Below are 368 nucleotides of genomic sequence, written 5' to 3'. Positions count from 1 at the left end.
GGGGAGCCGCGCCCACAGCCGGCCCAGCCCGAAGACGTTCCCGGCCGAGACCGCGGCCAGGGCGATGAGCACCACGGCGTACACCAGGTGGTAGTCGGCGAACGGGTTCGTCGACATGCTCGCCGACCCGTCGGACAGGTGCTTGGCCGGCGGCCACTCCGCCACCCACATCAACGCCATCATCACCGTCCCCGCGAAGGCCGCCAGACGCAGCGCCACCCCCGCGGTCAGAGCCAGCCCGATCCCCAGCAGACCCAGCATGAACAGCCAGTCCGCCCACGCCGCCCCGGCCCACGAGTGGAACGTCGACTCCATCGGACCGACCGCCACATGCCCCAGGAAACCCTCCGTGGGCGAACCACCGTCGA

At 71.5% G+C, this 368-nt stretch carries 1 pseudogene; it reads right to left on the bottom strand.

Features of this window, described 5'->3' with window-relative positions:
* A pseudogene (locus EBH09_RS37390) lies at nucleotides 1–368 on the bottom strand (hypothetical protein); the annotation flags it as partial.

This window comes from Streptomyces sp. E2N166 (assembly GCF_003671715.1).
Lineage (GTDB): Bacteria > Actinomycetota > Actinomycetes > Streptomycetales > Streptomycetaceae > Streptomyces > Streptomyces thinghirensis.
This window is presented reverse-complemented; position numbering and strand designations above follow the sequence as displayed.